Origin of the sequence: Xenorhabdus vietnamensis, from assembly GCF_002127535.1 — a bacterium.
In the GTDB taxonomy this organism is placed as follows: Bacteria; Pseudomonadota; Gammaproteobacteria; order Enterobacterales; family Enterobacteriaceae; genus Xenorhabdus; species Xenorhabdus vietnamensis.
Genome location: NZ_MUBJ01000019.1, coordinates 1 through 26618 on the forward strand (window position 1 = coordinate 1; position 26618 = coordinate 26618).

Below are 26618 nucleotides of genomic sequence, written 5' to 3' on the forward strand. Positions count from 1 at the left end.
GGAACAGGCCGATGCAGGGAAAACCCTCGCGATCACCGTGAAGCCGGTTAACGGCAACAATGAAGCGGGTGATCCCAAAACGGTGGATACCGGCATGACCGATACCGACATCAACAAAACTACCGCCAAAGGTGCAAAACCGGGCACTGTCCTTGATCCGGCAGCAAAACCGTCCATTGATGACCTGTTGCTGGAAGGCAAACTGTACCTGAATGAAACCTTAACCGCTAAGTATGCGTTTAATGCCCACAACGGAAATGCCACGGATAAATCCCCCTATGTCTGGAAGCGTTTAAGACCGGAGGATAAAGACGGCGGGCCAAGGGAGGAGGTATCAGACCCTGAAGCCAGGGGCACCGTTGATGGAAAAAACATCCTGAGTGGTGCCATCCCTTCTTACACGCTGGGTAAAGATGATACCGGCAGACTGCTGGAAATCACCATCACACCGAAAAATGGCCTGGGGGAAACCGGGACTGATGCGGTGATCAATACGGGTCAGGATCATACCCTTATCGGAGGAACCGCGGACGGGGCAATTATTGATCCGAACCGGGGGCCGATCATTGAGGGATTAACGATTAACGGGACACTGGAAATGGGGCAGGCACTGACAGGCTCGTACATCTTTAAGCAGAATGATAAGGATGATGTGGATAATTCCGTGTATCTCTGGGGCATTCAATACCCGGACTCCGATGATCCCACTGCACCGACCTCACCAGAGAAAAGGATCTCCGATTTGGTTGATGATCCTGACCATCACATCAGGGCAAGTGGCACCGTGCCACCGTATAACCTGAAACCCGAAGACAGCGGCCGGATTATCCAGCTCGCCATGGTACCCCGCAGTCCGCTTAAGTCGGGTAATAATAAAATGATGTTGGGGGAGTCAGTGGCAACGGATACCGTGCAGGAAGCCAAGAAAAGCAATGTCACCGGGGGCAACCCGGACGGTACCGTGAAAGGGATTGCGGATGACTTTACGATCACCTCAGAGACACCAGAAAAGGATGCTGATGGTTCAATGGCAGTGAAAGTTGAGAAAGATAAGGCCATTATACTTACTATCAATACCATAAAAACAGGAGGCCAATACGTTGGCGGAGTGCCCATTGAAGTGAAACTGGATAAGGCAATGGGACGTGCAAAAAAGGATAAAATTGACGCCACCGCGCAACTGAAGATTAACGGAGAAACTTACACCAAGGATAAATCGTACATCGGTCGTACTGATCAGGATGGTAAACTGGTTATTGAAGTCACGGATCAGAGCAGTATCGGGTTAAAAACCCCCGTGAGCATTACCATGGGTGATAAGCCCGGTGCTAAGGAAAAGACACAGGATGTTATTTTTACCGTGATTACCAGTCCTGATTCGAATAAGGCTAATTATTGGGGACATATGACTGAAGAGGTTACTACTGGAAACATCGTATTTAAAAGGCCTGCATTACTTAAGGAAATTGGGGAAGAAAATGGAAAGGGTGCTAATAGAGAAAGAGAAACCTATGCGGAGGGTATTTGGTCTAATATGATACGTCATTGTACTAATGGGGTCGCAACGCTAGAAAAAACAAAAGAATTGTGGAGAATAGAAGGGAATATGTATGTAAAATATGGTTGGCCAGATTTTATGTATACAACAGATACTATTCATTCTAGTGGTTACCATTCAAGAATAAGATTATTAGATGGTAGAGAAGATTATATTAGCGATTCGTCAGAACTACATATTCTCAGTTGTAAAAAATGAAACTCTGTCATTAAATTGACAAAATATGAAAGCTAATAAGTCTGAGTTTTCCTATCGGTTCAATATGATTCTATAAAAAATAAAGATAAACTAGTGTCTATTTAATGAATAAATAGGCACTAATTAAATTGATTATGTACATAAATTGACCCTGTTTCTAAATTTGTGTAATTGCTTGTTTTTTGTTGTGTTTAATTTATTAACTAAAGCAGGTGAAAAGATGGACAAAAAAATCAAGACTCATTTTTTCTTCTATCTCCGGTGCAAGAATCGAGGTTACCCTACGTATCATTACTGTTTCTTTTTTACTCTCTCAATGTCATGATTATGCGCAGACTAATGCACATAAAGATATATTATTATGGGAAAACTTCTACAACTTCACGATATAGCACTAAAAAAAGCACGAATGTATACCTAACTACTGCATTGATTGAAATTACTTTCAACATCAACATCAATATCAATCTGTCAGCAACACTAGATAAATTGTTGGCACAGGAAATAGAAGCCAGAAAAAGAGAACAAATGTAGGAAAAACAGGATATGAAAGCCATAAACACATTTATGGAACGAACGGGAATGCTAACAAATGATGATTTTTTCGGGAGCCTGTAATATCACAATACCCAGAAGTGGAATTATTTCCGCTTTTTATTGACGAATACCTAAGTACGGGTTTATTAGCAATTAATAGTTGCATAACCAACGCTGCTGTCGGATTATCTAATACAATATATTCACGAAATTTTTCCTGTCAGAGCTGGCTGATTGATAATGTCCATATAAGATACCGTCTCAGTAATCAAACCAAAACACACGATGAACAAAAACCAACTAACTATTCTGTCACTCAATCGGTAGTGATACATTCTTATCTCATATATAGAGAAGGAGTGCGGCATGGATACAGTTGAAGAATCAAATGGGACATATTTTTTTAATGGAATGTCTAATTTGACATCTGGAGAATTATTTTTTTGGATCTTTTTAGATGAAACAGGAAAGCAACTTGGTGTTGATGATTTGGCTACCTTGGCTTTAATCATACTCGGTCAACCAATTAAAGGCACAAGGACTAAACCAATTGGCGCAACAAAAGGAACCTCCCATCTAAGCTATCATTTACGAAAATGGTTGAAAGTTAAGGTAAGAAACTGGCCTACTTTAACCACTGGAAGTATTAAACGCTTGAAATTCAGCTATGTTAATAACTTAGGTGCTTTCGTTGGGAGATGGATACCGATCTTAGGTATTATTATATTAGCTTATGATGTTTCAACTATCGCATGGAAAACAACAAATAAGTATAATACTATCGCTCATGGTAATGATAAATTATGGTAATCAATGAAACTGAAAAGTGGGTATTTGATTGGTACCAAAAAAAATGGAATGGAACATATTTCTTCTCCAGAAAACCCTGGAAGTTAGATCTTAGTACCAGTCTGACAACGGGGTCACATCCGTGGGCTTGGGAAACTGGAGAAGAAATCATGAATGATTATTTTGAAACGTTTCAGGTTGATAAGGAAGGGTTTAATATCCTTAAATACTGGCCCGAAGAGCCGGGTTGGATCCCGAATTTCTTACTGCCTAAATCCATGAGAATACCTTACATTGAACCTGAACCATTGACCTTGAAAATGCTTGTTGAGTCAGCCAAAGCAGGGAGATGGATTTACAAATAAATAGTACTACTTCCATGATAGTTCTGAATCAACCGTTTTGCCGGCTTGACCTGAAAGCAGGCGATTTGGGGAAAACCAGATATTCTCTGGTTTCCCCCGAAATATGATGACTACCTATCCCAGTAAGCTCTTAATCTTCTTACCAGAATTAAGCGCGAACATATTTCATAATGCATTCAAGTTTTTCGCAGGTTTCCTGCCATTCTCGTTCTGGTTTTGAATCTCTGACCAACCCCGCACCAGCCTGGAGCCAACTGCGTCCTTTATGTTGATAGAAAGAACGTAATACCAGCGCGGCATCCAGTTTGCCTGTACTGTCCAGCAGCATGACACAACCACTGTAAAGCCGGCGTGGTTCTCCTTCATAACGAGCAATGGCTTCCAAAGAAGGTTTCTTCGGTATCCCTGAAGCGGTGACTGCCGGGAATAGGGCAATGAAAGCATCCCAGCGATTTTTATCTGTTTGCAGTAATCCTTTTACGCGTGATGCCAAATGCTGTACTGAGCCACGTTCACGAACAGCCATAAATTCCGTTACACAAAGCGTTTCTGCCTGACAAATCGGGGCCAGTTCTTCTAATGCGAGTTTGGCAGATACTGCGTGTTCAGCGATTTCTTTCGGATCCGAAAGTAAATCAGCTTTCAGCCGTTGATCCTGCTCCTTGTTATGTGTCAATGCTCTGGTGCCTGCCAGTGGTTGGCTATTGACCCAACCAGAACCATCGGCCTCAACCACGGTTTCTGGGCTGAAACCGTAAGCAGAAAATTCTTCATCCCGTAGGAAGAAAGAGCGGGCAGGTGTGTTAGCCTGACGGCCCAGCCAGTAACTGTGTGTTATATCAACATTTGAACCCAGCTCAACTTTGCGTGACAGGATCACTTTTTGGTAGTGACCTGCGGCAATGTCCTTAACCGCATTCGCTACATTATCCTGATAATGTTTCTCCGCGTCTGCCGTGTTGATAATTTCCAGCGCTTTTGTATATGGGAAAACGGGTGTGCCTGCTTGATCAGCCAGCCTGACTTTCTCACTTAATATGGTAATCTGGTTTTCTTCAAGCGTCCGTATCAGAACCTGTCCTTGAGTAATGCGTAATTCATGCTGTGGAACAGTGATTTTTATTAATGCTTCATTTTGCTGTTCTAATGATGGATCTAAGGGTATCCCGTATGTCATATGGGAAAATTCAAATAATGTTCTGCCATAAGCCCGCCAGTCTTTGATAGGAAGGGCGTTGAGCGCCAGCTCCAGTTTTTGGCTTAATGTACTGATATCGTATGGATGATGATTGCCTTTTGAATCAACTAGTTGCCCTGATGCATCTGCTCTGATGGTGGCTGCGCAGCCTATTCCCAATGACCATTCACCTTTGATTTCATAGAGCGTGCAAGGTTGTGCATCATTCTCTGTGAGATTGGCAAGCAAGTGAGTGACCAGATCTAACGGAGTACTGGTAATAGCGATAGTGTGTTCATGATATTGCTGCATTGGACTTCCGTGCTCTGCTTGTGCCATCTGTACTAATTGGCGTTTGTCGATTTTTCCTACGGTGGTTAATGGCCAATACGCCACAAACAACCATTGATCAGGGATTTTATGGCGCTGAACACCTTTCTGATGCAAAAATGCCTGCATCTGAGTAGGTTCTGGTTGATTGCCATTCTTTGGTATGCAAGCGCAAATTCGTTCACCCAATAGTTCATCAGGAACTGCGATGACAACGGCATCATCAATATCTGGATGTTGCAGCAGCAATGTTTCAACTTCTTGCGTCGAGATTTTCTCGCCACTGCGGTTGATTTGCTCTTTGATTCGTCCCTCAACGATCAGATTACCATCTGGTCTTATGCGAACCAGATCGCCGGTGCGGTAGAATCCATCAGTGGTGAAGGCGACGGTATTATGTTGCTCTGCACGGTAATACCCCGTAATGGTGTAGGGGCCTCGTGTCATCAGTTCGCCTACTTCACCGGGCGCAACAGGTTGCAGATTGGCATCAACAATTTTGATTTCATCTTCTTCTGATAATGGACGACCTTGGGTATTAATAATGACTTCATGGGGATCGTCCAGTCGGGTATAGCAAAGCAAGCCTTCCGCTGTACCAAATACCTGCTGTAAAGGCCCAAGGCGTGCCATAACCTGTTCTGCCAGCTCTGGTGTAAGCCGGCCACCACCGACCTGTAAGCAACGCAGGGATGAAAGATCGCTCTGTTCCCAGTCACGGGCCTGTTCCCAGAGTCGGGCCAGCGCCGGTACGAGCGCTACATGTGTCACCTTGTGTTGTTCGATCAATGGCATGGCTTCATCACAACTGGCAGTGTCACTCAGAAGTACACATCCGCCCTGAGAAAGCGTGCCCAGAATACCGGGGCTGCCTAAGGTGAAGTTATGTGCAACAGGCAATACTGCTAAATAAACGCTTTCGGTATTTATTGAACACAAGCGGGCAGAAAGCACAAAATCATAGGTATAGGCATCGTGAGTACGCGGAATTAATTTAGGAGTACCTGTCGTTCCGCCTGACAGCAGGAGCACGGCAATATCGCCATAACATGGGCCGGAAACATTGAGTGGTTCACTATCAATGGAAGCCAATGCGGTAAATTCTTCTGCTTCCCCATCAACAATGACATGCTGCATATCAGGGCAAGATGCCGCAACTTCCCGCGCCATTTCCCGATAATCAAAACCGTGGATGCAATCCGGAATAATGTACGCCACTGGGTGAGCAATCTGGCAAAGTGCATGAACATCATGTGCCCGTTGTGTCGGCATTAATAACACTGGGTGAGCACCCAACCTGAACAGAGCAAAACAGGTGACAACAAAGGAGATGCGGTTAGGCAGTTGCACCATGACATTGTCGCCACGACGTATTCCGCGCTGGAATAATCCACTTGCCAGTCTTTCCGCAGCTTGATGGAGTTCACGGTAAGTCAGCCGTTGTTCTTGATCGAGTTGTTCCTGATAGATCAGTGCGGTTTTATCACCCCAGAGACTCGCCCATCCGGCAAGCTGTTGGTCTATGGTTTCGCCATTCCAAAGATAGTCTGGCGTCATAGTAAGATTTTTTCCTGGGATTGAATAAGGTGCCATTATGCGAACTCCTTGTGGATAAACATATTGCATAAATTGGGTAACGTGACGAATAAAACTCTGTGGTTCTTGTGTGATATAAAAATGATTGCCGACAATCTCTTGGCAGCAATACGAAAGGTTTTGCTTGTCACCGGAAAGCCAATGGTGCCACTGCTGAACTTCCTGAGCGGAAGCCTCTTTGTCTTCGTTGCCATAAAGCAACAGGGTTGGTGTTTGCAGTTTGACTGAATCAGATTGAATAACATGGTGATAATGCTCCGTAGCCCAAAAATCGGCACGGAGCATGGGTAAGAACAGCGACAACAAATCAGGATCTTCCCGTAAAATCGGGCTGCAACCGCCGATATCAATCAGTTGTTCAATGAATTCATGATCAGGTAACCCACTCAATTGACGGCAGGATTGAAGATGGGGTGCATGACACCCCGAAAGTACCAGTGCCTTAGGAGAACAGTCATGCTGTTCAAGACGCTGGCACGTTTCAAAAGCGACCTGAGCCCCCATACTGTGGCCAACCAGTATCAGGTTCTCTCTCTGTGCGGGTGTGAGTGATATAAGCAAATCAGCAAGTGATTGCGCTAATGGCGCAATTTCGGTGACTGCACGTTCATTCATGCGGTTGTCACGTCCGGGATAAATCACCAGTGAAACGGCGATATCTGGGTTTTCCAGCACAGACCATTGACGAAATGCACTGCTGCTGCCCCCGGCAAAGGGGCAGATTAATAGGGTATATTTGGGTTCACCACGAGGTGTCAGACACGGGCGAATCATCGGATGTGCAGGGAGTGCCCACTTCATCAGCATTCTTCCTTAATTAGCATCAATAGTCAGCATTAATTGAACCGGATCAATCCAGACCGGTGGTTGTAAATCCTGAGTAACAGGCTCTCCCATCATGTGTAAAATTTGTTGCCACAAGCCTGCCAGCCGTAGTTGGTAATCGTAGCTAAAAGCAGGCGGGCAGAGTGCGCCATTCAATACAGAACTCAAGGCATTGAGTAGAAATGCCACACCTTCAGCACCATCACATTCAAATGCCGTCATCCAGTCTTTGGTGGCCGGACAAAGAATGTGTGATGTTGTTTGGTGCAGGTAAGCGCCATCCGGCTGGCTGGCGTTCAGATAAAGGCTTTGCTCATTGTTCAGATGATTTGGTGCATGCAGAACCGGCGTCCAGATAACCGGCCCATAACTGGCTTCTTGTGTGAGGTAACCCGCGGGCCAAATCAGCGTCGTTTTATGCATGACAAGGTTGTGCATATCTGGATCTCTGAGATCCAGATAGGACTGAACGTTTAACGTTATCGTTGTCCCTGCAAAGCTGAGTTCAAAACAATGAAATGCGCTGCCCGATTGACCCACATAAACTACCTCAACTTGTTCCGGGCAATGACATGCCTGTAACAACAGGTCAAGGGCGGAAAACAGTAACTGACGACTGGTTGTCAGATAGCCACTTACCGGACGTTGTTGTGATAATTGACTGGTTTGATGGGCTGCATGTAACCAGCTTCTGCCGGCATGGCACTGGCTGTAAAAGCTATTGACCCAAAACATAACACCATGTTTGTCAGCGGTTGCCTGATGCCTTTTGATGGCTTCTGCATCAAGGGGATGTTCCTGAATAACAGAAATCCCCCGTGCCAATAGTGCTTGGGTTAATTGATCACCTTTGCCACCAATAACTTCTGAGCGTATTACCACACAGGCGATATCGATATCGTCCGGCAATTCATCCAATGAGCGGAACAGTGGCACATTGAAATCACGGGCCAATTGCTGCGAACGAATACTTCCCTGCGCCAGAATACCGGCCAGTTCCAGATCCTGCCGGGGTTGCAGGAACGCATTAAGGTACAGTTCGCCAAATTTGGCACCGACAATCAGAACCCGCCGTGGCTTTATCATATGTTCTCCTTAACAGGCTCAATAGTTGGGACTGAACTCAGAATGTTTTTCAGACACGTAACCAGAGAGCTGACATGTTTGGGTTGGAATAGGCTGTAGTGATCACCATCAAGCTGTGTCACGTTAACTGGCCCGAAAGCCTGCCAACCAAGATCAGTTGAGGTGATTGTTGTTGGATCGAGGTAATCCATAAAATCAGGCAACGCCTGTGCTGCCCGAATAAGGCTGAAAGGCTGTGAAGTCTGTGGTGGACAGTAGTCAAGCAATGCGCGCAAATTATGGCACCATACGGCATAAAGTGCGGTCAGGGAGCTATCAATCTGCGCAGATTGTGGCAGTGCTTCATGCAGTGCTTGCAGGAATATCTCAGTATTGGCCGCGATCGCATTATTATCCAGCGCCAGATCAGGGAATTGCCCCTGTAAATCGAGCAGGAAATGACGGTGGCAGAATGTCTCATCCAGAGTCAGATCAGTACGTACATTCGGAGCGAAGCTATCAATCAGGATGCAGTGAGAAACATTTTCACCCGCAGCGCGTAATTGATGTGCTATTTCATGGGCGACTAATCCGCCGAAAGACCAGCCTGCCAGTGAATAAGGGCCTTTAGGCTGGAAGGTACGGATTTGGTTGATATAGTCAGCCGCCAGCGCTGCAACAGAAGGTTTATCGGTATTCAGGCTGGCTGGTGTAAATGCCAGACCAATCAGGCGTTGAGCGCTGAAACCAGCTGCCAAATGACGATATCCCAACAAATGTCCGCCAATAGGATGAACAATGAATAATGCAGGTTGTTCAACATTTCCCTTATTCAGTATCACTCCTTGGCAGGTGTTTTCCGGTTGATGCTCAATAAACTCAGCCAATGAATGTACGGTATCGTAAGTTTGCAGCAAACTGAGCGGGTACTGACGGTTGAACGTCTGATTGATTTTCACCATCAGTCGTACTGCCGCCAGAGAATCTCCGCCAAGGGTAAAGAAACTCTCGTGTACATTGATACCTTGTTGCTCTAACACTGATTCCCAAAGGTTTAATACAGCTTGTCCTGTCGCATTGAGAGTTGTTGCAGATGGCATTGAATTAACTTCGTGAGATTCTTCAACCAGAGTAACCAAAGTGCGTCTGTCGATTTTACCGTTGTCGGATACAGGTATCGTATCGAGAATGATAAATCTCTGTGGACACATCCAAACCGGCAGAGTTTGCTGCAACCAGTGAGGCAGTAGCGGTAAAAGTTCGGTAGATATTGGTGCGTTGTCTGTTAAACGTAAGCCCGCGACCAGTTGCAATGCACCGGTTGACGTCGTATGTGCAAACACTAATGCTTGTTGTACAGCAGGGTGCTCACATAGACGGTGTTCGATCTCGCCCAGTTCAATCCGGTAGCCACGAATTTTTATCTGGTGATCATTGCGCCCCAGAAATTCGATATTCCCGTCTGGCAGCCAGCGTCCTAAATCACCTGTGCGGTAAAGCCGCTCACCCGTTTGCGGATGGGTGATAAATGCCTGTTCTGTTTTTTCAGAATCAGCCCAATAACCCAATGCCAATCCTTGTCCGCCAATATACAGCTCACCGGTTACCCAGACCGGGCAAGGCGAAAGCGTTGAATTTGCAATAGCCGTATTAAGCACATAGAAAGTCTGATTAGCCAGAGGTTTACCATATGGGATGCTGTGCCAATTTGGATCAACGTGTGCGATAGGATAGGCAATGGACCAGATTGATGCTTCGGTTGCACCGCCCAAACTCAGCAAGTTGAGTGCGGGATGAAGAGCATATAATTTGGCCGGTAAATTGGTTGGTATCCAATCACCACTCATTAATATCCAGCGCAGACTATGCAGGGAATGCGGATAGCTACGGGCATATTCCTCAAGCAGTTGCACAAAAGCGGGAACAGAGTTCCAAACAGTGACCGATTCCTGTTGTAACCATGTCAGTAATTTATCGGGTTGCTTACTGTCACCGGGAGAAGGCATAACCAGTTTTGCCCCACGGCTCAGCGTGCCGAATAGGTCATAAACTGAGAGATCGAAGGTTAACTCTGAGATTGCCAGCACGCTATCGTGCTCATTGAGTGCGATGCGTTGGTTAATATCAAGAATGGTATTGACCACGCCCTGATGATCTATCATCACGCCTTTCGGTTTTCCGGTAGAGCCTGAAGTGAATATGACATAAGCCAGATCTTCAGGATGTACAGCTAAACGCGGCTCGCGGGTTACTGGCAAGTTGTTAAGTAATGTTTCATCCAGAGAGATGACTTGTACATTGTCAGGCCAGCCCATCTGTTGAGCGAACTTGGGTTGCGTCAGTACAGTGTCCACTTCTCCTGATGCCAGTAGCTGGTCAATTCGTTGTTGCGGATAGCTGGCATCAATAGGCAGATAAGCTCGTCCTGCCAATAAGATCGCAATGACCGCAACAACCTGCTCCCAGCCTTTTTCCATCACTATACCAATTAGAGGCGAAGTGCCAATCAAAGGCGAAGCCTGATTTTCCTGTGCTTGCAGATGAGCTGCCAGTGTCAGGCTTTGTGACCACAAAGTGTGGTAGTCGATCTGGCGAGAGGCATCGACAACAGCAATGTGTTGCGGATACTGGTTCACTGCCTGTTCAATCAACGAGCAAAGGGTGTGTGGTGGAAAGTCACTTTTTGTCGTATTACTGTTCTGGCACAAAGCGCGATCATTTGCCGGGAGCCATTCAGGAAGCGGGGTGCTCCATTGATAATCCGGTTCGAGCAGTGCAACAATACTGGCTTGATAATGAGCAAACATATTTTCTGCAACTTGAGGCTGGAACAGTTGCGGCAAGATCGCCCATTGTATGGTGACACCGCCATCTGAGCCGGAAATGAGCATACAATCGAGATAAACATGGGGGGTTTGCGCCCCAAAAAGATTCAGTGTTCCTAACCCTGATGGGCCTTTGCCCGCCGTACCGGTTGTATCGTTGAATACGATCGGCATTCCGGCATTCAGGTTGTGGCGATGCTGGTTTTTCTCTCTGAGTACTAATTGACCGTCAAACAGTGCATGTTGAAGATCGGCTAACCATTGTCTTTGTATCCGGCTTATAGCATCGCTGAATCCTGAGATACTGCGTAAATCCACTTCCAGCAATGATGTGGTAGACAGATTACCGACTAACGTATCGCAATGCTGTGGCATTAACAGGCGGTTGCCATGCAGGACATTGATAGTGAAATGCTCGCTGTTGCTCCATACCGACAAGATATGGGCAAATAGCGTAAGCATTACTTGTGATGGTGATACCCGATGTTCTGCTGCGCGTTGTTGCAAGCGCTGCCATTGTTGTGGGCTGATATACCCTGTCAGGCACTGCTGATCCAGTTGTTGTGACTGGTGATCTTTCAGTGGTAACACTGGCGCATCAGGCAATGAAGGCAAACGATCGAGCCAGTATTGTCGGCTTTGTTGCCAGGTTTCTCCGGCTTTCTCACTTTCCAGTGCCTGAATATAGTCACCAATAGCCGCTGTTGATGGCTCCGGCTGCCAGTCAGGTTGTTGATACCAATGCTGTAAATCACGCAAAATTAATGTCAGGCTTTTCCCGTCCGCTACCAGCAGGTCGACGGTCAGGTGCAGTAGATGCGTCCGGTCATCGATATGGTGCAGCGTTAAATCAAACAGAGGCCAGTTATCGCTGGGAACCCCCTGAGTACGCAGAGTCTCGCGGGCATTATTCAGTTGTGTTTCGCGCTCATCCAATACCATGTTGCGACAATCAATTACCGTCGGCGTATAGCAGGGAACTTCCGGCAGAATATGATATTGCCCATCTTCCACATAACCGCGTAATTGCGCATGATGGTTTATCACACGATTCCAGGCGGTTGTGAAACGAGCCAGATCGAGTCCGTCGATAGCCAGTTCAGCATAAAAGTGAGCAATGCCGTTACCAAACTGGAACAGTTGGCTCTCTCCCAGCCAATAAGCATATTGCAGGGGAGTGAGTGGCAGCATCTGTTCTGATGCTGGTTCAGTTTGATGTGGTGTTGCCAATGCCGCTGAATTTGTCTCAATGACCTGAAGGGTACGGCAAAATTCACTCAACTTGGGATGCTCAAATAGTTGTTGCAGATTGGCCTGTTTGTAACCTTGTCGGCGTAGTTGCACCACCATTCGGGTAGCAATCAGGCTGTCACCGCCACTTTGGAAAAAGTCACTGTGACGCTGTATTGACTGAGGAAGCAGTGAATTCCAGAGCGCCATCACTTGCTGTTCAATACCATGAAGCTGCTCGTCTGCTGTTTCCGATTGCACAGTTTCCGTGGTTAATGGCTGTATCATGCTCTCTTTGGCGGCCACTATGTTCAACCGGAAACCCGGCGATAATACAGCCAGTGGTAACTGTTCTTGCTGTTGGATATGCAATGAGTAAGGCAAAGTGGAAAATTGTGCCGCTATTTCACTGACATTCAGCCGTGCTTGCTGTTCAGCCTGCGCCAGAATCAGTTGTTGATGCAATTCTGGCCCATCTTGTCCCGGCCATTCCAGTGAAACCCGATAACCGGATTTCTCTAGACACTTACGCCAGCCTGCCAGTTCCAGCAGCGCGCTATTACCGTAATCACCATCGAGATCATCACCGCGATCATCGACCCAAGCGTTAATGCCTTCAATAAATCCGACACTGGCGAGCTGCATAGCACTTTCGCGCTTGGTTGATTCAATAATTAATAACCATCCACCGGGTTTCAGTAAGCGGGACAGACGTTTCAGGCTATTTTTCAGATGGATGGCATCATGCAGGACGTTAACCGCCATGATCAGATCATAACCAGATTCAGGGTGCTGACTAAAATCAATGCGCTGGTTAATGTCGAACAGGGCAAATTTTACGATTTCGCCATAGTGATTGAGTAACTGGCGTGCATCATCCAAGAATAGCGGTGAAACGTCAGTAAAGTGGTAACTGTCAATAGCTTGCGCATTGTATTTAAGGACTTTTTCTGATGTGGCCCCTGTTCCTGCACCCACTTCCAGTACCGTGAAATGTTCGGATGTCTGGCTCAATTGCCGGACAATTTCAGCGGCAGTTTGGTTCAGACAACGTAACGCCGGGTTCTCACTGTAGAGGCTGGCTGTGGTTTGTTTATCGGCAAACAGCAGTTCCAATGCATTGCCACGTCCGGCAAGCAGGGTGTCATGTTGGTTAATGCATGTTGCTACATAACGGCTGATAGTTTGGCACCACACTGCATTATCCAGTTTTGCCGCAGGGGCAGGGATCTGGCTGAGCGGTTGCAGACAACGGTATTCGTCACCGATTTTTTCAATAAATCCTTGTTTGCTTAATAACGTCAGCCATTGGGTAAGCAGGCGTTGATATTGTGGTGCCAGTTGTAAGCGTTGTTCGATCTCTTCACGAGTGTGGCATTCTTTTGGAGAAGTGAACAAATTATGGCGCAGTAAAGTCTGGCCCAGACCCAATAATGCTTGTTGCTCAATATGTTGCCAAGAGCGTTCAAATGCTTGTTGTTCCGCTAACGTTGGCAGCGGTAATACTTCGGTATTTATAACCAGCGGTTCTGGCAACGATAATGATAAATGATCTTCTGCTACCAGCCATAAATTGTAACCCTGAATATCGTCCTGACGTGGCTGAATTTCTGCCAGCCGTATTTCAGGTTTAGAACGCAGATTTTGCTCAGCCTGACGCAATTCAGGATGCTGTGGCCAGAAGTCATAGCGAGCATGACCAGCAGGCGGCGTATGAAGATCATAATTCCCGATGTGTTCAGGCTGGCGGCAAATCTGCGCTATTTGCACTAACAGCGCGTTATAAGCAGCAAACAGTGCTTCAATGATACCCGGCTCCAGCACATCATCCATGCAATACCAGTTAAACAGCAGATCACCATCCACTTCCATAACCTGATGATCCAGCCAGACCTGCGGGGTTTGGCTCAGGACAAAGACCGGATCACCCAGTAATTGAGTAATGGATTGTTTGATTGCGATACCTTCTTGTGCCATCCCCAACATACTGGTGAAAACGACCGGCGTTAATGGCTGCCTGCTTTGGGTTTCACCGTTTTGTTGGCGACCCAGTTCCCGCAACACTTCAACACCATTGATATGACTGTGGCTCAACCGCTGCCAGAGCAAGGATTGGGTTTTCTCCATGCTGGCACGCAGGGAGGTGGTCTTGCGTAAATCAAAATCCATCAACATGACAGAGGTAAAATCACCAATCAGTTCTTGAACCTCTGGATGGAAAGGCTGCCGGTTAAAGAATGTCAGGTTAAGAGTAAACAGCGGATGACGGCTGTACCATTCAAGTGTATGGGCAAAGAGTGTCAACAGTCCCGCAGAAGGTGTGACTCCCCAATTTTTCCAGCTTTGCTTAAGCAATTGCCAGTCAGATTGCGCCAGACGACCTTCATAAGTCGTGAATTGCGGCTGACTACGCTCAGGTAGTTGTGGGTTCAATGGCAATCTTGGCGCAGGAGGCAGTGAAAGCAATTGTTCTTGCCAGTATGCCCATGATGCCCGCCACTCTTTACTTTCACGTTGCGCCTGTTCTGCCATCACGTAGTCGCGGAAAGTAAATGTTTGTGGAGCCAATGGTTGCTGCTGGTGGTAAGCCCGTTGGAGATCGTCCATCATGATCCGGAAACTCTGTACGTCAAACTGCAACAAATCCAGATTCATATGTAAACGACAACGTTCATTCGGTAACAGCGAAACAGAGACTTCAAATAGTGGCCACTGTTCCGCGGGTGGCACTTGATAGGAAAGGATATGACGGCGCTGAGTCAAAGCCTGTTCACAGGTGATATCGTCCAGCGTTCGTAAATCATCTTGCGACAAAGCATACCAAGGCGTTTCAGGCAGAATTCTCTGCTGCCCATCTTCATCCACTATCATGCGCAACATGCCATGACGCTGAATTAAAGCATTCCATGCCTTCTCAAAACGCGGGATATCAAAGCTATTCAGCATCAGATCCCATTCAAACAGAACGTGGCAGGCCACACCACCAAAATCAATGGCCTGAGTACGGCCAATCCAGTAAGCGTGCTGAATTGGTGTCAGAGGAAATGGCTCATGATGTTGGGCGCTGTCAATTACGATCTCAGATTGAGAAGAGGCTATGGGTTGTTCAGGCAATGCATCACCAATGAGTGCATTCAGCCCTTCCAGTGTCATATTCTGGTACGCCGATTCAGCGGTTAGTCTGAAACCAAATTGCTGGTGGATCACCGAATTTAGTTCAAGGAACAGCAGGGAATCTAAACCGAATTGCAATAAATCCTGTTGTGGCTCCAGACGTTCAGGTTGTTCTAAACGCAATAGTGTCGCGACACGCTGACGCAGCCAGCTAATCCGCTGTTTACTGTCCTGATAGAGCGTGCTATCTACAGAGACTTCGGCAGAAGGTGAAGATGCAGGTTTTTCGGCCACATGAATAATGTCAGCTTGTAAACGCCGAACAATATCAGGATGACGTTCATCTAACCGCATTGCCAGATAGCAAGGCGATGAGGCACGCAGAGATTGATTGAGATGCCAGATACCCTCATTTGTGCTGAACGGTAACATGCCATCCTGCGCCAGTTTTTCCACTAATCGCCTATCGCTGGCCATGCCAATGCCACCCCAAACACCCCAAACCAACGTTTTTACCATTAACGAATCGGGTGCTGTCAGCGCTAAAGATTCCAAACAAGCGTTGGAAATTGCATAAGCACTCTGCCCCTGAGCACCTAGCATTGAAGCGGCAGAAGCATGAAGCAGCAGATAGTGTGCATGATGTTGCTGGAGTGCAGTTTGCAACGCCGATGCACTTCGGGCTTTGACGGCTAGCATCTGTGACAGACGTGGGCGCCCAAGTTCTGCCAGCCGGGTATGATCAGCGATTCCGGCAGCATGAATTGCACCAGCGATACAATCTTCTTGTGCCAGTGTTTGTACTGCGTTTAACAAGGCTGGCGTATCAGTAACATCAACGTTAATCCAGCGTATTTCACATTCGGCATTCAGTGACAACTCTTGCACAAAAGCATCCCAGTCCGCATTTTGGCGGCGGGCAAATACGGCAATTTTACGCGCACCGTGTGCCAGTAACCAACGGATGGAAATCTGACCGATACCGCCCATACCCCCAGTAACGATGTGCCAACCCTGATGAGGAATTGACATCGATTGTTGCGATAACGGCAATGGTTGACGTTGTAAAACAGGCACAGAAACTTGATTTCCGCGCACTCTCAACCAGCGGTGATTTTCATTCCTGTGTTCATTCAAATAGCCCAGTGCTAATGACAAAGCATCAGCATCGTTGATATCAGCCATATCAATCGCCTGAATACAACGATGAGGGTACTCTTCAACCGCGACACGCAGCAATGCCCAGACAGTGTATTGAGCCGGATTGATATCCTCTTTTGATAAGGTGGTTTCCGGTTGGGCACAGCAGGTAATAACAGTTAAAGACGCTGTATCATCACGTTTTAATTCGCTGATAACCTGATCACATAATTCAACAACATCATTGCCTTGGAGCAGTAATAACGTATTTGCGCTTTCAGGCTGCAAATTAATACCTGCCTGACGCCAATGATTGGCAATCGTGTCACTCGCCGTTGACGAACGAAGGGTATATGTCGCTGGAGATTTCTGTTTACCCGCAATATTTACTGTGCGCCAATGCAGGGCGTAGTGAGTATCAGGACATGGCTGTGGTTCAGGCAGCCATGATTTTTTCATGACTTGTTTTTTTATGGATAAACATTGGCGGGGCAGATCGGCACGATCACTCAACAGAGCGAATAAGCGTTCACCAGTATAAATTAATGCTGGGAAATCAGTGAGTAAACTTGCCTCCAATAACCGGCGTCTGGCATACGGCAGGGCATGGTGAGGGCGATACATTTGACTGACTGTTGGCCCGGAAACTTCCTGGTAATAGCCTTGTTGAACACAATAAGTCAGTAATTGTTCCAGCAGTGGGCGCCAGCAAGGTTGCAGCCGACCGGCCCGAATAATGTCAATAGCGCTGAAACCTTGTTCAGCTTCGCGCCCATGACATTGATATATCAATGCCTCGGTATACAGTGCTCGTAGTATTGCCGCATCGGAATTTTTCCCAATAGCAGGATCGAGCAGGAAATTGACATCCAGCCCTGTATTGGTATTGGCTGTGTGTTGCACAGATTTAGCGGCTGTGAAGCTGTAGTGCTGTTTATCAAATGGATAGAGTGGAGCATGACATTTTACCCCCGTGAGCGGGAAAAGACGCTGCCAATCCAGTTGTACACCAGCGCAGTAAAGTTGCATTAGCGCTGTGTGTTGAGTTGTCTTTGGGGAGTTGTGGCGGTGGGCTCCAGCAATCCACGTTTCTTGTGGCAGACTGACACGCCGCCCGATCCCCGTTAGTTGTGCATCAGCGCCGAACTCTACAAATAATGCAACACCTTGCTGGCGGGCAAACTCAATGGATTGATAATAACGCACCGTCTGACGCATATGGCTACGCCAGTAGTCTGGCGAACCCAATTGTTCAGGCATTGCAATATTGGCTGTCAGGGTAGAAATCAGCGGAATTTCTCCTGATGCAGGCTGTAACTGGCTATCATGCAGAGAAAAACGCAGAGAAAATTCGTCCAGAATTGAATCAAGCATGGCTGAATGCGCTGCACAGGCAACGCTAAGATGCTGGAAACGAATCTGTTGCTGTTCCAGCCGTTGTGCCAGTGTGTCAATTTCCGTCTCTGTACCAGCCCAGACCCAGTGTTTTGGGCCATTGCAAACCGCCAGATCCAATCTCAGTGAATGAGTAAAGGGAAGAATATCTTCTTCGCTGGCAAAAACTGCCAGCATCGCCCCACCTTGGGCGCATTTTTGCATCAATTTGCCCCGCACTGCGACTAGCGGCATGACTTGTTCAGGCGTGAAAATTCCGGCAACAACGGCAGCGGCGAATTCTCCGACGGAGTGCCCCAATACGTAATCAGGTTTTAATCCCAGTGCCCGCCAATGTGCCGCCAGCGCAATTTGATGCGCTACAATTGCCGGTTGTGCGTATTCAGTGGTGGCTAATGCGTCATCATGCTCTCCGAACATCACTGCTTTTAATGGTAGTGACAACTCGGAGGCACAGGCAGCACAGCAACGATCCAACATGGCTGAGAAAACAGGGGAGCTGGCATACATGGTTTTTCCCATGCCGGACCATTGACAACCTTGTCCGCTGAATTGCCACAGTTGCTTGTTTTCGCTCTTGACTTGCCCGCTAAAGATGTCTGGTGCCGGGCTATGGTTCGCAAAGGCGGATAAACTCGCAGCGTTTTTTTCAGCATCTTGTGGTGTTAATACTAACGCTAAACGCCAGGGTAGAGAGATATCGCGCCCCTGCAATGCAGTCCAGGCCAGATCTGCCTGATTTTCTGGTGTGTTATTGAGTGCCGTCGCGTAACATTGTGCCAATTGACGCAATGAAGATTCGGAAGCCGCAGAGAGCAACAAAGGTGTTGTTTGTGAAGGAACGTGTGAATGAGATTGCGATTGCAACTGATTGATACGGCGACGATGTAACTCTTCGGGTAATGCTTGCACCACGATATGGCAGTTGGTGCCACCAATACCGAATGAAGAAACGCCTGCGGTACGCAATTCTTGCGTCCAATGTTGCCCTTGTGTTGCCAGCCTGAATGGACTCTCTTCCAGTCTTAATGCTGGGTTTGGTTGCTGTACATTGATCGTTGGCGGAATATAACCATGCCAGACAGACAGAACGGTTTTAATCAAACTGGCAATGCCTGCGGCGGTATCGAGATGACCAATGTTACTTTTCACTGAACCAAGATAACAAGGCGATACTGCCGAACTACGGTCAGAAAATATGCTGCGTAATGCGTCAACTTCTATCGGATCGCCAAGAGGTGTGCCTGTACCGTGCGCTTCAATCATGCCGACATCATCAATGCTGACATCTGCCAGTTGTAATGCTTCGGTAATGACTCTGCGCTGGCCATTGACCGAAGGGGCAGTAAAGCCCACTTTTTCGTTGCCATCGTTATTAATCGCACTGCCACGCAGTACCGCCATGATGGGATCGCCATCGCGTAGCGCATCACTCAGGCGTTTCAGCGTGACAACCCCGACACCATTGCCGCCGTAGGTGCCATTGGCTTGGCTATCAAAGGGACGGCAATGCCCATCAGGTGAGAAAATCATCCCCGGTTGATACAAATAGCCGCTTTCTTGTGGGAAAGAAACTGCCACACCACCGGCCAGTGCCATGTCGCATTCACCGGAACGCAGGTTTTCACAAGCCATATGTACGGCAACCAGTGAACTTGAGCAGGCTGTTTGTACTGTCAGGGCCGGGCCTTTCAGGTTTAATTTATAGGCAGTACGGGTCGCAAGATAATCTTTATCATTGCTCATTAGCGCCTGTAGTCCTTTAACTTTGCCAACATCGGTCATAGTGAATTGTGACCATGAAGGCCATGTGCTGACGCGGCTACTAGCGAAAACCCCTGTTTTCAGATGGATATTCCGTGGTGAATAACCGGCATGTTCAAGGGCATGCCAGGCCGTTTGCAGAAACAGGCGCTGCTGAGGATCGAGCATTTCTGCTTCCTGACGTGAATAGCCAAACAGCGTGGCGTCAAATTGTTCCGCGTTCTCCAGTGTCGCTGCCCGATTGACAAAATTTTCACTATCAATGACTTCAGGGGGAATACCTGCATCCAGTAATGTTTGGCGGGAGAGTGTGGTCGTACACTCAACCCCATGTTGCAGGTTATGCCAGAAAGTATCGCTATCTGGTGCCTGTGGAAAACGACAGGCAAGGCCAATCACTGCGATGGGATCACAATTATCGTAGTGAGGCGTTAAATCAGTCATTGTGCAGCTCCTTTATGACGTTTTTCCCGTTGTTGCAGACGCTTCTGTTGTTGACGTTGACGAAGAGTAATCGACTGGCGATTTTCGTCTTGGGTATCTTTTCGGCAGCGCAAGCTGAGCGCCTCTGGTGTTGGGTAAGCAAATAAATCAGTAACAGCAAGATGCTGGAAACCTGCATGTTGTAATTGACTATGTAATTGAATTAATTGAAGCGAGTTGGCTCCAGCCTCGAAAAAGTTCTGTTGTGCATCGATAGGTTGATTTATTACAGATAAAAACAGGCGTTGAATTTCGCTGCATATTTCATGGCGTACTTGTGGATCGAACCCTTCCGCATGCGGTGATGACGCAATAACTACAGAAGCGTTATCTTCGACTATGTCTTCGGCTATGTTATTTACAGCAGTCAGGCATTGCTGACGTGGCATAAGCTGTTCCAACGCTGAATGCCAGCTTTCTGGCTGTACAGCAAGGGTACGCAATAGCGCCATATAGCTGTTGAACATGTTTTTTAGCTGATGTGGCTCAAATAATTCTTCCACTGCATCCCAGTTCAGGCAAAGTTCGTTGTCAGATTCGTAAACCTGATGATCCAGCCAGATTTGTGGCGTCTGCGAGATACCCCAAACCGGTTTCATCCATGATGAATGTGAAAGGAATTGCCCTTCATGAGTTCCCAGAGCACTGGTGAAAACGACCGGCATAACGGCAGCATCGGAGCCACGGCTTTGTGCCAGTTCACGCATCACCCTGATGGCTGAGATATGGCGGTGATCCAGATCTTGCCATAACTGTTGTTGCAACCGCCGTGCACTTGGTAACCAGTTTTTCTCTGGGTGCCAGGCCAGTAGTGACAGTGACGTGAAATCTCCCAGAATATGTTTAATGTCTTCGTGCCAGTGTGGGCGATCGAAAAGGGTAAGATTAAGGGTTAATTCCGGCTTGGTGCTGAAAGCGGACAAAACAGCCGCGTAAGCTGCGATGAGAAGCGCAGAAGGCGTTATCTGATGAGGTACAGCATGTTGTTTTAACTGATTCCATTCATGTGCAGATAATCGATCGCTATAGCGTATAAAACGCGGGGATTGAATACTTTCCGGTGCAATACGCAATGGCAGTTGCGGAGCCAGTGGTAATGTTTTTACTTGCTCCTGCCAATATTGCAGCGAATTCTGATGCGCCGGCATTTGTTGCTGACGTAACACACAATCCCGGAATGTGACGTTCAGTGGCGGCAATTCATGTTGTTCGTTGAGATATAGCTGTTCTAATTCGGCCAGCAATATCTGCATACTCAACCCGTCTAACAGCAAATTATCCAGACTGACAAATAGTCGGGAGACAAGGCTGTTGTCTTGTGCCAGTTGGAAATCAAACACCGGCCAGTGACTGGCATCTAATACCTGATGTGACAGACGTTCGCGCAATGTGTCTGCCTCAGTAATATCAGTGAATTGGTGTTGTTTAACTGAAAATACTGGGACATCTTTCAATATCCGCTGCTGTCCATTAATAACAACAGTTCTGAGTACCGGATGGCGCTGGATCAGACGATTTAATACCCGGTTCAGACGTTGAACATCTAATTGTTCTATCTGGTATTCGATGAAGAAATGGGCACCAACTCCACTCAGGGCAAAACCGGGATGGCGTCCAACCAGATAAGCCTGCTGAACTTCGGTTAATGGGAAAGGCTGATATTCATCTTTATCTTGCTCTTTGGGTATTGAATATGCTTCCGATGAAGTTTCAGACAGAGGAGCAAGCAGAGGAGACAGTGTAGCGGTGAACGCTGCTAATTGTGAGTTACGGAAAAGATGGCTCAGTTCACCTTTAAGGCCTTGTTGTGCCAGTTCACCAATCAGACGTGTAGCTAAAAGACTATCACCGCCCAATTGGAAAAAGTCGCTGTTATGGCCTAACTGCTCTGTATTCAGCAGGCGTTGCCAGATGGCGGCAACAGTTTGTTCCAGCGTATTCAATAAGGTGATTTCACTCTGGCATGGAGCTTCTGTTTTTGTGGCGGGCAATAAGCTTTGTGCCAGTGCCTTGCGATCAATTTTACCGTTAGGAGTCAGGGGCAAGCGCGGAATAACATGCAAGCGCTGCGGGATCATATATCCCGGCAAATGTTGTGCCAGCACAGATTTAATTTTTCCCCGATCAGGAATGGTGACGCTGTCACTTGCTTGCATCAGCAATACATTAAGGTTGCCAATGGTAATTGGTGTTTCTGTCTGTATTGACAGTGGTGACAGAACAGATAACCACTGTGACGCAGAGTGTAATTGAATACCGTGAGGTGAGAGCAATTCAGTAGTAATCAAAGAGAGAGACGAGGCTTGTTGCAACTCCATTGCTAATACCAACGCACCGGGTTGTGCCAGAGGCAGCAACGCTTTGATGCAACTTACCGGATCTTCCTCCCGGTGTAATACATTGTTCAGCAGGATGATGTCTGCCTGATGTTGTAGTAATTCAGGAATTTGTTCGGGCCAGCGTTTTGCTGACGTATGAGCGTAACTGCTTAACCGTGTTTGCATCTGGTTAATCAGTGCCTGAGAACGTTCAAAGCCGATATAGGACAGATGTTGGTCAGTAATATGTTCTGCCAGCCATTGGGCACAGAGACCACTGCGTGCGTCGAACTCCATCACGGTAACAGGGCGTTGTAACCGTTGGGAAAGGGCAATAATGACGTGTTTTAACCCAGCCAGCCATTGTTGGGTTTCTGGTAGTACAAAGAGCTGTTGTTCCGGTGCGAATTGTGGATCATCAAGTAATGTGACGGCAGTCTGTTGTCCGGTAAGAATATTACGCAGTGTGGAATGCCAGCGCTCAGGGACACATCCTGCTTCATTATTGAGTTTATTAAATGAATTATTAAATGTAGCGGATGACAATGCGGCTTGGTATACGTGATGCGCAGATTCAACCGGCAGGTTGCATTCCAGTAAATCGCATTGGCAAAGATACGCCAGCATACGGGCAAACCAGTCATGGTATTCCGGTTGAAGTTGGTAGTGTTGCAGGCAATCGGTGAGTGATTGAGGTGACGTAAACGTAATACCGTGACGCGACAGATGTTCCAACAGAAATATTGCAACTTGGGATTCACTGCTATTATCAGGTTGACCGGTCTTATTGGTTATTACCTGCATTGCAGGAAACAGATCACGATAGTTTGTTGGTAATTGCGGAGCGCGATTTACTTGTTGGTATAAAGCATCGCCTTCCAATTCAAGGAACGCCACCAGCGATTTCTCTTTTTCGCCACTGGTTAATGAAACGCCTTTACTGATACCGGTTACTTGATTGAGGGCCGCATCAATTTCTCCCAGCTCAATTCGGTAACCCCCGATTTTCACCTGACTATCGCGGCGCCCCATAAATTCAAGCCAGCCTTCGGGGTGATAACACCCCAAATCACCCGTGCGATACCAGCGCTCTCCCTGATCGACGATGAATTGGGCGGCTGTGCGTTCTTCATCATTAAAATAACCTAATGCTACACCAGCACCACCAATCCAAAGTTCACCGACAACCCAGTCAGGGCAATCACGGCCATCTTCACCCACGACACGGTAACACTGGTTAGCCAACGGATAACCATAAGGAATAGAACGCCACTGTGCATCAACTTCTTTGACGATATATTCATTCGACCAGATAGCCGCTTCTGTTGCGCCTCCCATGGCACTTAATACACCATCAGGGTTGAACGCCCGATAGCGCTCAGGCAGTGACAAGCCGATCCAATCCCCGGACAGCATCACAGTGCGAAGCGTTTTCGGCGCATCTACTTCCATTCCTTCACAATAGGTCAGCAACATATCAAACAGTGCGGGCACGCTGTTCCATAATGTAATGTTATGTTGCCCGATCAGCATTTCCCAAGTTGATGGGTCGCGGCGTTGTAATTCGTTAATTAATACCAGTGCTCCTCCGGCACTGAGGATGCCAAAAATGTCATAAACGGAGAGGTCGAAATGCAGGGCAGAAAGTGCCAGCAACCGGTCACTGCTTTGAACCTGATGACGGCGGTTGATGTCCAGACAGGTATTGAGAGCGCTTTGATGGCTAATCACCACACCTTTTGGCATTCCGGTTGAACCAGAGGTATAGATGATATAAGCAGGTTCGGTCACCGCGCACTTAGGCATGTTGGCTAAAGGCGGTAATTGCTCATCCTGATGCCAGGAAATGCAGTGTACATCCTGTGACCAAGGCGTATTCTTCTGTTCAGAGTCAATGATAACAACATTGATCCCGGCACTTTCACAGATAGCATGACGTCGGTTTAATGGTTGATCTACGGGGACTGGAACATAAACACCGCCGGCATAAAGTGTGGCTAATACAGCGACAATTTGCCCGATGCCTTTTTCCATGCTAATGGCAACCCGATCTCCTGGCATAACTGGCATTTTTTGCAGTACGGCGGCCAGCCGACGGGCTGCCAGACTGAGTTCTCCATAACTCATTTTTTGGTTGTGAGTTACCAACGCAACAGCATTGGGAGTACGTTCTGCCTGTGCAAATACTCCCTCATGCAACAAGGCGTTTGGTAGCTGCTCAAGTGTGTTATTGATTTGGTGTCGCAGATGGTATTGCGATGCAGGCATCAGATCAGGGAGTTTCTCGCTCCATTGCGCAGCATTTTCTGTCAGATTCTCAATAAGCCCTTGGTAGGCAGTGAATAAAGTATCCATTAAGCCATCAGGGAAGAGCTCATCGTTGCTGTCCCACTGAATGTTGAGCGCGTTTTCATGTTCAAAAGCAACGAAATCCAACCATACCTGAGGTGTTTGTGATATTCCCCAACTTGGTTTTCCCAGAACATCACGGGTATTCTCACCGTATAAAGGCCGGCCTAAATTGCTGGTAAATACAATTGGGGCACCGTGTGGATGGTTGCCTCGTTTCTTGAGTTCACGCAGAACTTCTACGCCAGACCAGTGACGATGTTCGTAAGCTTCGGCAAATGTTGCCTGTGCATCCTTAGCCAGTTGGCAGAACGGTAAATTATCACCGGGAATATCCAATAGCAGAATGTTGGTGAAATCCGCCAAAATGTTGTCAACCGCAGGGTGCAGCGAAGCCCTGTCAAATAGTGTTAGGTTAAACAACAGGCGTGCTGAATTGCTCCAGCGACATAATAAAGCGGCAAATGCAGTTGCCAATGCCATGGTTGGCGTAACTCCGTTTTGCTGCGCTAATTGTTTAAAACGTTCCCAATGTTCAGGCGCTAACTGGAAACATCTGCGCTGAATCCGGACATTTTTTATCAGGGAAGGGTCTCGTGCCAGAGGAAGCTGGGGAGCAAGTGGCAAGGTGTCTAACCGGCTACGCCAAAATAAATCTGCTTCCTGTCGTGTTTGCCCGAATTGGCTCTGATATTGCGTTAGGTAACTGCAAAAATCATAGTCAGGAGAAATGGCAGGCAGACTGCGTTTGGCAATTACTGCGGCCAGTTCGGTAAAGAACAGACTGAAACTGGCAGCATCCATGATTAACAGGTCGATATTTGTATGCAGCCGATGTTGATTATCACCAAACAGGCTAAGTTGAATATCGAAAGTTTCACCTTCTTCAACCTGTAATACTCGATGACTTAGTTGTTCACGTATGTTGTTCAGCGCTTGTTGTTGTTCATTTGTTGTCAGGTTACGTAGATCATGAACCGTTAATTTTTTCCAATAAGCGCTGGCTATTCCTTGCTGGCGTCCATCTGGCAAAAATCGCACGCGCAACATCGGATGCCGCTGAATCAGCACATGAATCGCAGCCTCCAATTGTTCTGGTTCCAACCCGATACCATCAAACTCTTGATACAGGTGGCAGCCAACTCCCCCCAACATTTGTTCCGGTGAACGCCCGACAAAATAAGCATGTTGTACAGCCGTTAATGGGAATGGATGAGCATCTGCAATTCGTGGTAATGGCATCCGTGGCTGTGGCGTTATATCTTGGGATACTGTGTGTGAAACCGGTGCATGGCGTTGCAGAAGCTGGCTCCAGGCAGACAGGGTTGGCTTTTGATAAAGCTCACGCAGGGTAACGCGATGCCCTTGACGTCTGAACTGGTTTAGCAATGCCATTATTTGCATTGAATCCAGTCCACTGCGAATTAAATCGTCGTCATCGTCCACCGAGATATTTTTTTGATTAAACAGGCCAGAAATAAGCTGGCGCAGCGAATCAGGGGAGAGAAGATCCATGTGCATGAAAAAATCCTATAAAAATGGCAGTTACGTAATAAGTCA

General features: G+C 47.2%; 7 protein-coding genes and 1 pseudogene. 4 read left to right on the forward strand and 4 right to left on the reverse strand.

The annotated features are described in order from the left end of the window. From Xvie_RS15000 to Xvie_RS15015, 4 genes and pseudogenes are all read left to right on the forward strand, one after another. On the forward strand, nt 1-1756 hold a 1756-nt coding region (locus tag Xvie_RS15000), incomplete at its 5' end, for an Immunoglobulin-like domain BIg-containing protein (RefSeq protein ID WP_139838865.1). Nucleotides 1757-2083: 327 nt separating this feature from the next. Beyond that, a pseudogene (locus Xvie_RS15005) lies at nt 2084-2374 on the forward strand (type II toxin-antitoxin system CcdA family antitoxin). Nucleotides 2375-2659: 285 nt separating this feature from the next. Beyond that, nucleotides 2660-3103 (forward strand): STM2901 family protein, encoded by a 444-nt coding sequence (locus Xvie_RS15010; protein WP_086110067.1) that lies wholly within the window; start codon nt 2660-2662, stop codon nt 3101-3103. Continuing rightward, the gene (locus Xvie_RS15015; protein WP_086110068.1) at nt 3097-3447 is read left to right on the forward strand and encodes a DUF1493 family protein; all 351 of its coding nucleotides are present in this window, start codon (nt 3097-3099) and stop codon (nt 3445-3447) included. The genes Xvie_RS15010 and Xvie_RS15015 overlap by 7 nt, the downstream gene beginning before the upstream one ends. Before the next feature lie 148 nt (nt 3448-3595). Here the strand turns inward: Xvie_RS15015 and Xvie_RS24195 are convergent, their stop codons facing one another. The 4 genes from Xvie_RS24195 to Xvie_RS15035 are packed head-to-tail and all read right to left on the reverse strand — an operon-like array spanning nt 3596 to nt 26579. Then, nucleotides 3596-7351, reverse strand: coding sequence for a salicylate synthase (locus tag Xvie_RS24195; protein ID WP_279625680.1), 3756 nt, complete (start codon nt 7349-7351; stop codon nt 3596-3598). A 12-nt stretch (nt 7352-7363) separates the two neighbouring features. Next, the gene (locus tag Xvie_RS15025; protein WP_086110070.1) at nt 7364-8461 is read right to left on the reverse strand and encodes a Gfo/Idh/MocA family oxidoreductase; all 1098 of its coding nucleotides are present in this window, start codon (nt 8459-8461) and stop codon (nt 7364-7366) included. Further along, a complete protein-coding gene (locus tag Xvie_RS15030; RefSeq protein ID WP_086110071.1) occupies nt 8458-20352 on the reverse strand; it encodes a hybrid non-ribosomal peptide synthetase/type I polyketide synthase in 11895 nt (3964 codons plus the stop codon). Before Xvie_RS15030 ends, Xvie_RS15025 begins: the two co-directional genes overlap by 4 nt. Continuing rightward, entirely contained in the window at nt 20349-26579 is a 6231-nt protein-coding gene (locus tag Xvie_RS15035) for a non-ribosomal peptide synthetase (protein ID WP_086110072.1), read from the reverse strand. Before Xvie_RS15035 ends, Xvie_RS15030 begins: the two co-directional genes overlap by 4 nt. Between the last annotated feature and the right edge of the window lie 39 nt (nt 26580-26618).